The sequence below is a fragment of the Streptomyces sp. LS1784 genome (assembly GCF_020103755.1).
Lineage (GTDB): Bacteria > Actinomycetota > Actinomycetes > Streptomycetales > Streptomycetaceae > Kitasatospora.
On sequence record NZ_JAHSQD010000318.1, the window covers coordinates 1 to 9,553 of the forward strand.

Here is a 9,553-nt window from a genome sequence, read left to right on the forward strand (position 1 = left end):
GCCGTCCAGGACGGCCGCCGGGTCCAGTACCACGAGGTCCGCGACGGCGCCGTCCCGGACCACGCCGCGCCCGGTCAGCCCGAACCGCGCGGCGGGCAGGCCGGTCATCTTGTGCACCGCGAGCTCCAGCGGCAGCAGCCCGTGCTCGCGCCCGTAGTGGCCGAGCACCCGGGCGAAGCTGCCCGCCCAGCGGGGGTGCGGGCGGCCGGGTTTGGGCACGCCGTCCGAGCCGATCATCGACAGCGGGCTGGCCAGCACCCGGCGGACGTCGTCCTCGCGCATCGAGTGGCTGATGATGGTCACCTCGCCCTGGGCCTCCAGCAGCAGGTCGCAGACGTAGTCCACCGGGTCGGTGCCGCGCTCGGCGGCCAGGTCGGCGATCCGGCGGCCCTCGGCGGCGCGGCGGGCCGGGGCGGCGGCCACCGAGATCAGGTCCCAGCCGCCGTTGCCGACGGTGTTCTCCCAGCCCTCGACGCCGTTCGCGATGTCCGCCCGGATCCGGTCCCGCGCCTCCTTGCTGCGCAGCCGCTCCAGCAGGGCGGCCACCCCGCCCTCGCTGGTCCACGGTGGCAGCATCGCGTGCAGCACGGTGCTGCCGGCGGTGTACGGGTAGACGTCGCAGAGCACGTCCACGCCCTCGGCGCGGGCCTGTTCCAGTCGCGGCAGGGTGCGCAGGGTGGCGCCCCAGGCGTGCCGGCCGGCGGTCTTGTGGTGGGAGACCTGGAGCGGGGCACCGGAGCGCACCGCGATCTCCAGCGCCTCCTCCAGGGCCTTCTCCACCTGGGACATCTCGTCACGCAGGTGCGTCACGTACGGCTTGCCGTGCCGCGCGGCGACCGTCGCCAGGGCCACGATCTCCTCGGTGTCCGCGTAGACGCCCGGCGGGTAGATCAGGCCGGTGGAGAGCCCGGCCGCGCCCTGGGCCAGCGCCCGGTCGAGCAGTTCGCACATGGCGGCCAGCTCCTCGGGGGTGGGCGGGCGGTCCTCGAAGCCCATCACCCCGGCGCGCAGCGTGCCGTGGCCGACCAGCGAGGTGATGTGGTTGCGGCGCAGTTCGGGCCGCTGGCCGGCGGCGAAGGCGTCGAAGTCCTCGGCGGGCAGCACCGGCCCGAGGCCGAAGGAGACCCGCAGGTGCTCGGCCAGTTCGGGCAGCCGCTCGGGCAGCGCGGGGAACAGGCTGATCCCGCAGTTGCCGCTGATCTCCGTGGTGACGCCCTGGAGCAGCGGGGCGAGCCGCAGTTCGTCCAGGGCGTCGCCGTCGGTGTGGGTGCCGCCGCCGAACGGGGCGGCGAGCGCGTCCGAGTGGGTGTGGACGTCGACGAAACCGGGGGTGACGACCCGTCCGGTGACGTCCAGCGTCTCGGTCGCGGCCACGGTGGTGCCCGGCGGCAGTACGGTGACCCGGCCGGCCGCGACGGCGAGGTCGGCCGGGCGGGCGGGCGCCCCGGTGCCGTCCACCAGGGTGGCGCCGCGCAGCAGCAGGTCGGCCGGGGTCGTGGTCACGTCCGCTCCCATCAGTCCCATCGCTCCCATCAGAGCACCGTCGAGAGGAAGGCCCGGGTGCGGTCGTGCCGCGGGGCGGTGAACACCTCGGCCGGGCTGCCGGCCTCCACGACGGCGCCCTGGTCCATGAAGACGACCCGGTCGGCGACCTCGCGGGCGAAGCCCATCTCGTGGGTGACGACGATCATCGTCATGCCGCTGCGGGCGAGGTCGCGCATCACGCCGAGCACCTCGCCGACCAGCTCGGGGTCGAGCGCGGAGGTGGGCTCGTCGAAGAGCATCATGGTCGGCTCCATGGCCAGGGCCCGGGCGATCGCCACCCGCTGCTGCTGACCGCCGGAGAGCTGGCCCGGGTAGTGGTCGGCGCGGTCGGCCAGGCCGACCCGGGCGAGCAGGTCGCGGGCCCGGCGCTCGGCCTCCTCGCGCGGGCGGCGCTTGACCGCGATCGGGCCCTCCATCACGTTCTGGAGCGCGGTGCGGTGCGGGAAGAGGTGGAAGCGCTGGAAGACCATGCCGATCCGCTCGCGCTGGTGGCGGATGTCGCGCGGCCGGCGCTCGCGCAGCCTGCTCCCGGAGGCGCCGTGCGGCTCGTAGCCCACCAGTTCGCCGTCCACCTCGATCCGCCCGGCGTCGATCTTCTCCAGGTGGTTGAAGCAGCGCAGCAGCGTGGACTTGCCGGAGCCGGAGGGCCCGATCACACAGAGCACCTCCCCCGCCCGCACCTCCAGGTCGATACCGCGCAGCACCTCCAGGTCCCCGAAACGCTTGCGCACCTTCCGCGCCGACAGGACCACCTCGGTGGCCGGCCCGCCCGGCTTGTCCAGGTCGATCGTCCTCATGCGCCCTCCCCCTTCTTCGTCGTCCGCTTCTGCGCTCCGCCGCGCCCGGGCCTCAGGTTGGCCAGCACCCGGCGGTGCAGCGCCGGCGGGGCGCCGGCCGGGTTGAACCTCCGCTCCACCGCGTGCTGGGCGACGCTCGCGATGGTGGTGAGCACCAGGTACCAGATGGACGCGACGATCAGCAGCGCTATCACCTCGAAGTTGGCGAGGTAGAGGTGCTGCGAGACGGTCATCAGGTCGGCGCCGGCGATGACGGAGACCAGCGAGGTGGTCTTCAGCATCGAGATGAACTGGTTGCCGAACGGCGGGATGATCACCCGCATCGCCTGCGGCAGCACCACCCGGGTGAGGATCTGCCGGTTGGACATGCCCAGCGAGGCACCGGCCTCGCGCTGCCCGGGGTCGACGCTCTGGATGCCGGCCCGGACGATCTCGGACATGTAGGCGCCCTCGTTGATCGACAGGCCGAGCAGCGCCGCCACGAAGCCGGTGATCAGGGTGTTGGACTGCCAGCTGACCAGCTTGGGCCCGTCGAACGGGATGCCGATGCTGATCTCCGGGAAGAGCAGCGCCAGGTTGAACCAGAAGATCAGCTGGACCAGCAGCGGGGTGCCGCGGAAGAACCAGGTGTACGCGCCGGCGGTGGTCCGCAGCACCGGGCTGTCGGACAGCTGCATCACCGCGACCACCACGCCGATGACGATGCCCACCACCTGGGAGATCAGGGTGAGTTGGACCGTCACCCAGAGCCCTTCCAGGATCACGCCGTCGAACTGGTACCTGGCGACGATGTCCCAGTGCAGGTTCGGGTTGACGATGACGGTCCAGGCGAGCCAGACGGCGACGAAGGCGGCCGCCAGCACGGCGAACCAGCGCGCCGGGCGGGGCCGGCCGGTCACCTCGAAGGCCAGGTCGTCGGCGGCTCCCGTCGTGGCGGCCGCTCGGGGCGCCGGGGCGGACATCGGGGGGTCTGCGGGCATCGCGGGGTCTCTCATGTCGGTGCTCATCTCGTCGGTGCCGCTGATCTCACTGCGCCGCGTTGACGGTGGCGCGTTCCACCGCGCTGCCGCCGACCTGGTAGGTGTCCAGCACCTTGCGGTACTCGCCGCTCTCGATCAGCTCCTGGAGCGCCTTCTGCACCGCGTCGCGCAGCCCGGAGTCCTTCTTCGCCACCGCGATGCCCCACGGCGCCGTCCCGTACTGCTCCGGCAGCACCTCGTAGGAGCCGCTGCTCTGCACGAACATCTGCGCCACCGGGTAGTCCACGATCGTGGCCACGGCCCGCTCGCTGTCCAGCTGGAGCAGCCCGGTCGGGGCGTCCTCGCTCTGCGAGATCGCCATCTTGGCGGCGCACTTGGCGTTCTGCTGCTCGCCGATCTCCAGGTTGGAGCTGCCCTTGGCGAGGACCACCTTCTTGCCGCAGAGGTCCTCGATGGACTTGATGCCCTCGGGGTTGCCCTTCTTCGTCATGATCACGCCGCCGGTGCGGAAGTAGTCCACGAAGTCGACAGCCTGGCGGCGCTGCGCGCTGTCCGTCATGGAGGACATCACCAGGTCGTAGCGGCCGGCCTGGAGGCCGGGGATCAGGCCGTCGAAGGAGGAGTTGGCGAGCTCCAGCTTCAGGCCGAGCTTCCCGGCGACGGCGGCGGCGAGGTCCGGGTCGACCCCGGTCAGCTCGGTGGTCCCGGTCTTGTACATCTCCATCGGCGGGTAGCCGACGGAGGTGGCCACTCTGAGCACGCCGCTCTGCTTGTTCTTCGCCGGGAGCAGCTCGGCGGCGCTCTTCCCGGAGTTCTGCGCGGCCTGCGCCGCGCCGGCGGCCGGGGAGCCGCCCTGGTCGGAGCGCCCGCAGGCGGTGGCGGCCAGGACGACCAGGGACAGTGCGGCCAGACAGCGCAGGGAACGGGGGCGGTTCATCGGCTACTCCCTCGGGCGGTGACGGTGCGCCGATGCTGGCAGCCGAGTCCGGGTGAACGGAAGATGATGAAGCTATTGCTGCCTCACCAACGATTTTTGTACGGCTGACCGCCCTGTCCCGCGGCCTTCCGGCGGTGCCGGGTCAGCCGGTGAGCCACGGGGCCTCGGGCAGCTTGGCGTCCGCCTGCCGCCCGGTGAAGTCGACGGTGGCCGGGGTGCCCAGCCCCGGCATCCGCATCGTCACCCGGCGCAGCCCGCCGTCGCCGTCGACCCAGTAGGTCAGCGGCGAGCGGGCACCGTCGGGCGCGGCGCCCTGGGCGCGCGGACCGGCGAAGCGGTCGTAGCCCCGGCCGTCGATCCGCTCCTGGCCCAGCCAGCGGGCCCCGGACTGGGCGAGCAGCAGCGGGTTGTCGGGACGGTCGGCACCGAGCTGGACCAGCAGGTTCAGCCCGGCGTCCAGCGGGTCCGCGGTGTAGGTCCGCGGCGACCAGCCCTGGCGCGGGATGTGCTCGGCCTGCTGCCAGGCCGGGACATCGGTGGCGGTGCCGGCCGGGTCGGGGGCCAGTCCGAGGCCGCCGGTGTCCCAGACGATCAGGCCGTGGTCCAGCGGTCCGCTCGCACCGGTGGTCCGGTAGCGGCCCACGCCCCGGTGGTTGCGGTAGTCGACGATCCCGTCGACCCGGATGGTGACGCCCCCGCCCTCGTCGGCCGTGAGCGTCACCGCCACCGGGCTCGCCTGGTAGAGGTTCAGGCGGGACAGCGCGAGCCGGCCCGCCTCGTCGGTGGTCACCGGGCGTTCGGCGGCCTCCTCGGAGACCGTCCGGTAGACGGCCACGCCGCCCGCCGCGGCGCCGCACACCACGATCGCGATCAGGGCCTTGAGCCAGCCGGCCCGGGCCCGGCGGGGCGCGCGGGCCTCGGCCTTCGTCTTGCGGGGCATGCAGCCGCTCCCTTTCCTCGATCGGACACGACAGTCGGGCGGGTCCGGAGGACCCAACGGTCCCACGAACCCGCCCGATTCGGGCCCGGTGCCGGTCTCCCCGCACCGGGCCCACCCACTGCGAACGCTAGCCGCGCTGGGCGGCCTTGCGCCTGCGGACCACCAGCACCATGGCGGTGCCGAGGACGATCAGCGCCGCCGCACTGGTCAATGCGATCGGCATCCCCTCACTCGCACCGGTGTGGGGCAGTTGCCCGGGTGCGGGAGGCTGCGGGGCGGGGGCCGGCGGCACCGGAGCCTCCGACGTCGGCGCCGGGGTCGGCGTCTCGGTCGGAGTCGGGGTGGGCGTCGGCGTCGGGATCAGCTTGTTGACGGCCGTCACCTCCACACCGGCGTCGAGGTTCGCCGAGGTCAGCTTCAGCGGACCGAAGACGGTGACCTCCGGTGCCTCGTAGCCGGCCGGCGGGCTCAGCTCCTGCCAGTAGTACGTCCCGGGCACCCCGGTGCCCTGGCAGATGCCGTCGGCGCCGGTCGTGCAGGGCTCACCGACCTTGGTGTCGGGCTTGTCGCCGGTCGGCTGGAGCCCGTCGGTCCCGTTGGTCTCGTGCCACAGCTGGAACTTGGCGCCCGCCAGCGGCTTGCCGTCCTGGTCGTGCTTGACCAGGCGCAGCGCACCCTCCTGAAGGCGGAAACCGAAGTCGTAGGTGTGGTCGTTCTCGCCGGGGCCGCCGGTGGTCAGTGCCCGCTCCGGGAACTTGCCGCCCTTCGGAACGATGCCCTTGGAGTCGATGAAGTGGTTGTCACCGACGTCGTGGTCGGTCGGCACCCACTGGAAGAGGGGGCCGTCCTTGGCGTAGTCGGCGGGGTTGTCCAGCTTGATCGTGTACTTGGTCCTCGGCTTGAGGCCGCCCTCGACGTTGCTGTTGTCGAAGTAGTACTCGCCGCGCTCGGTCGTCTTGGTGGTGCCGACGAGCTTGCCCGCCTCGTCGTACAGGTGCACGGTGGCGCCCGGTACCGGCTTCTGGCCCGGCAGTTGGAGGCCGCTGCGCTCGGGGTCGTACCAGACCCGGTTGCCGATCTGGAGCGGCGCCTGGTCGCAGAGGACCTCCAGGTCGCCCATCGCGGCGCCCTTGCCGAACGGCGGGATGGCGGAGCCCGTGTTGAGCCGCACGCCGCCGTCCGCCTTGCCGTCGCGCTTCTGGAAGGCGCTGCCATAGCCGTAGGCCCGGCTGTCGCTGTCGTAGCCCGAGACCACGATGGAGTCCTCGACCTTCGAGAACGCCATCCCGGCGTTGGCGGGGTTGTTGTGGCCGATCCGGGCGTTGTCGAAGAACCGCTGGCCCTTGGCCGTGGACCCGCAGCCCAGGTTGGTGTCCAGCACGTACGTGCCGTTCGCCAGGCAGGCCTTGAGGAGGTCACCGCCGGGCAGGACCTTGGTCATCGCCGCGCCCGTCGGGGCGGCCGCCGACTGGTCGCCGAAGCGGTCCCGGAAGGCGAGCAGCATCGAGCCGTCGGTCTCGAAGGCGATCTCGGCCACCGCCGGCTCGGGGTTGGCCAGGTAGTTGTCCCCGCAGGCCTGGCCCTTCTGGCTGGTCGGGAAGGTGTCCTGCCACGGGAACCAGCCTGTGCCGGGGCACGGCCCGCCGACCGTGGTGCCGCGCGGGTAGTCCAGCGGCTGGTTCAGCACCGCCGACTTGAACGCGCCGGTGGACAGGTCGAACGGCAGCACCACGGCCCGCAGGTCCGAGGCCTTGCCGGTGGACTCGCCCGAGCAGACGCCACCGAGGAAGCCGGTGCCGTCCTGGATGCCGAGGCCGTACGGACGCCAGTCCCCCGATGCCGGGCAGCCCGGGTCCGGGATGGCGTAGGCGGCCTTGGGCTCGGCCGCCGTCGCCGCGGTGGCGTCGTAGCGGTACAGCTTGCGGTCGTTCAGGTTGACGACGAAGAGGTCCTTGCCGTCGTCGGTGATCTTGATGCCGCCGAGGCTCTCCTTGCCCACCGCGGCCAGGAAGCCGTCGTCGTTGCCCCCGGTGTGCGGGGTGGTGCCCGCGTTCGGGACGGTGGCGAACAGCGTGGTCTTCTTCTTGTCCCAATCGGTGACGTAGATCCCGCCGGGGCCGCCGTCACCGTACTTGGTGGTCCGCTTGGCCTGGGCCGAGGAGAACACCCTCCGGTCGGCCTTGTTCCAGGCGATGCCGTAGAGGTTGCCGGTCTGCCCGGCTGTGGCCACGTCGGTCAGGGTGAAGCCGGTGCCGGCCGTTCCGCGGGATTCGTACGGGAAGGACACCAGCGTGTGCTGGGCGTCCCCGTCCGCGGGCGGGTTCTGACAGGTCGACACCAGCGGCGCGTTCTTCTGGCAGTAGTCACCCGGGCTCCAGAGCCCCGTGGTGATCTCCACCTTCTTGCCGCCGGAGAGGTCGACGAACTCCTCGTTGGAGCTCAGCTTGTTCGGCCCGCCGCTCAGACCCTCGCGGGAGGCGAAGGCCGGGTAGAGCACGCCCGGCTTCGGGTTCACCACCTGGACCCGGTACTTGCCGCCGGTCAGCTTGCTCGCGGCCGGCGCCAGCGTCACGGTGCCGTCCGCCGCCGTGGTGCCCTCGATCGAGACCCCGGCGGCGTCGGTGAGCGTCACCTTCACGCCCGCCATGCCCGATTCCAGCCCCGGCGTCCAGACACCGTCGGTGTCCACGGCCCGGATCACGTGGACCGCCACCGTGCCGTCCCCGGTCTGGGGGAAGGCCGGTGGGGCCGCCGCCAGGGACCAGGAACCGGCCAGCAAGGCCAGCGTCACCGCGCCGCCCGCGGTGCGAAGGCCCGCGGCACGGCGGCCGGGTGGACCCGTCCGCCCCCCGCCCGGGCCGCGCGCGGCACCGGCGGTACGTTCACTTGTCGTCGTCATCCCTGCTCTCATTGTCCAGTTCGGGTCTTCCGCCCGCCCGCTCTCGTAAGCGAGTTCGCGAGTGGCGGAAAGCCGCCATCGTTAACGGGAGCTTAAAGGGACTTCACACAAGTTCGCCGGGAAACCAGGAACTTTGACCCGGCATCAGGCGTTACGAGGCCGTCACGGTCGCACTGCCCGCCCCGCCCGCGCGCGACTGACCAGCGAAAACCGGCCGACCACGGCCCGCCACCGTCGGCGACAGCCGCCTCACGCCGTTGACCGTCGAACACACTTCCCCCCGGAACCCTCCATACCGGCCCCCGACTCACCCGCCCCACCCACAACTCGGGCAACAACCACGCACCGATTGGCGCCGCCGCGGGGCGGGCTGGCACGATGTTCGGATGCGCATTCTGGTCATCGGCGGCACCCGCTTCATCGGTTTCCACTTCGCCGAGGCGGCTCTGGCCGCCGGCCACGAGGTCACGGTGCTGCACCGGGGCCGGACCGGCCCCGGGCTGCTCCCGGACGCCACCCACCTGATCGCCGACCGCGACGCCGACCTGTCCGTGCTGCGCGGCCGCAGCTGGGACGCCACCGTCGACCTGTGTGCCTACTTCCCGCGCCAGGTCCGGGAGTTGGCGGCCGCCCTCGACCCCGGCGCGGCCGGGCGCTACCTGCTGGTCTCCTCGCTCTCGGTGTACGACGTCCCGGCCGCCCCGGGCTACGCCGAGGACTCCCCGCTGCTGCCCGCCGACGGCCCGGAGGCCGAGGAGGTCACCGCCGAGAGCTACGGCGTCCTCAAGGTCCAGTGCGAGCGCGCCGCCCGGCAGGCCTTCGGCCCGGAGACGCTGCTGGTCCGCCCGACGTACGTGATCGGCCCCCGGGACTACACCCACCGCTTCGACTACTGGGTGGAGCGCCTCGCCCGGGGCGGCGAGGTGCTCGCCCCCGGCCGGCCGGACGCACCGGTCCAGGTGGTCGACGCCCGCGACCTCGCCGCCTGGATGGTCGCCCTGCTGGAGCGGGGCGCCTCCGGCGCCCACCACGCCGCCACTGCCCCGCCGTTCGGCATGGGCGACCTGCTCGACGCCATCGCCTCGGCGGTCGCCCCGCCCGGCACCACCCTCACCTGGGTGTCCGAGGAGTTCCTCCACACCGCCGGCGTCACGCAGCGGGCGCTCCCGCTCTGGCCGGCGATCCCGGAGACCCGCGCCACCAGCACCGCCGATCCGGCGCGTGCCCTCGCCACCGGCCTCGCCCTGCGCCCGGTGGCCGAAACCGCCCGCGACATCCAGCCGTTCGAGCATGTGCCGGACACCCTCAGCCCCGCCCAGGAGGCCGAGCTCCTCGCCGCCTGGCACCGGCGGTAGGCGCCTGGCACCAGCGGCCGGACCACCGCAACCGCCGGCGCGGGGCCGACCGCGGCCCCGCGGCAGCCGGTCCGGCCCCGGCCCGGACATCTCCCGGGCC

Annotated in this window: 7 protein-coding genes; 1 reads left to right on the forward strand and 6 read right to left on the reverse strand. The window is 72.8% G+C overall.

What is annotated here, in order from left to right:
• From KS423_RS28880 to KS423_RS28905, 6 genes are all read right to left on the reverse strand, one after another.
• Positions 1-1,533: amidohydrolase family protein (locus tag KS423_RS28880; protein ID WP_224282715.1), on the reverse strand; the 1,533-nt coding region annotated here is incomplete at its 3' end.
• Positions 1,533-2,342 carry an amino acid ABC transporter ATP-binding protein gene (locus KS423_RS28885; RefSeq protein WP_224282716.1) on the reverse strand — a complete coding sequence of 270 codons (810 nt, stop codon included), beginning with the start codon at positions 2,340-2,342 and terminating at the stop codon, positions 1,533-1,535. The genes KS423_RS28885 and KS423_RS28880, both read right to left, overlap by 1 nt.
• The gene (locus tag KS423_RS28890; RefSeq protein WP_224282717.1) at positions 2,339-3,322 is read right to left on the reverse strand and encodes an amino acid ABC transporter permease; all 984 of its coding nucleotides are present in this window, start codon (positions 3,320-3,322) and stop codon (positions 2,339-2,341) included. Before KS423_RS28890 ends, KS423_RS28885 begins: the two co-directional genes overlap by 4 nt.
• Before the next feature lie 46 nt (positions 3,323-3,368).
• Positions 3,369-4,259, reverse strand: coding sequence for an ABC transporter substrate-binding protein (locus KS423_RS28895; RefSeq protein ID WP_224282718.1), 891 nt, complete (start codon positions 4,257-4,259; stop codon positions 3,369-3,371).
• A gap of 142 nt (positions 4,260-4,401) precedes the next feature.
• On the reverse strand, positions 4,402-5,199 hold the full coding sequence (locus KS423_RS28900; protein WP_224282719.1) for a hypothetical protein: 798 nt from the start codon (positions 5,197-5,199) through the stop codon (positions 4,402-4,404).
• 127 nt (positions 5,200-5,326) lie between these two features.
• Positions 5,327-7,990, reverse strand: coding sequence for an SdrD B-like domain-containing protein (locus KS423_RS28905; protein ID WP_224282720.1), 2,664 nt, complete (start codon positions 7,988-7,990; stop codon positions 5,327-5,329).
• A 494-nt stretch (positions 7,991-8,484) separates the two neighbouring features.
• Between KS423_RS28905 and KS423_RS28910 the strand changes: the two genes are divergently transcribed.
• Positions 8,485-9,453, forward strand: coding sequence for an NAD-dependent epimerase/dehydratase family protein (locus tag KS423_RS28910; protein WP_224282721.1), 969 nt, complete (start codon positions 8,485-8,487; stop codon positions 9,451-9,453).
• The last annotated feature ends 100 nt before the right edge of the window (positions 9,454-9,553 follow it).

What these genes read in the sequence shown, in the direction of transcription:
- KS423_RS28885 (WP_224282716.1), bottom strand. Translation starts at nt 2,342, where the DNA reads ATGAGGACGATCGACCTGGACAAGCCGGGCGGGCCGGCCACCGAGGTG.
- KS423_RS28900 (WP_224282719.1), bottom strand. Translation starts at nt 5,199, where the DNA reads ATGCCCCGCAAGACGAAGGCCGAGGCCCGCGCGCCCCGCCGGGCCCGG.
- KS423_RS28890 (WP_224282717.1), bottom strand. Translation starts at nt 3,322, where the DNA reads ATGCCCGCAGACCCCCCGATGTCCGCCCCGGCGCCCCGAGCGGCCGCC.
- KS423_RS28895 (WP_224282718.1), bottom strand. Translation starts at nt 4,259, where the DNA reads ATGAACCGCCCCCGTTCCCTGCGCTGTCTGGCCGCACTGTCCCTGGTC.
- KS423_RS28910 (WP_224282721.1), top strand. Translation starts at nt 8,485, where the DNA reads ATGCGCATTCTGGTCATCGGCGGCACCCGCTTCATCGGTTTCCACTTC.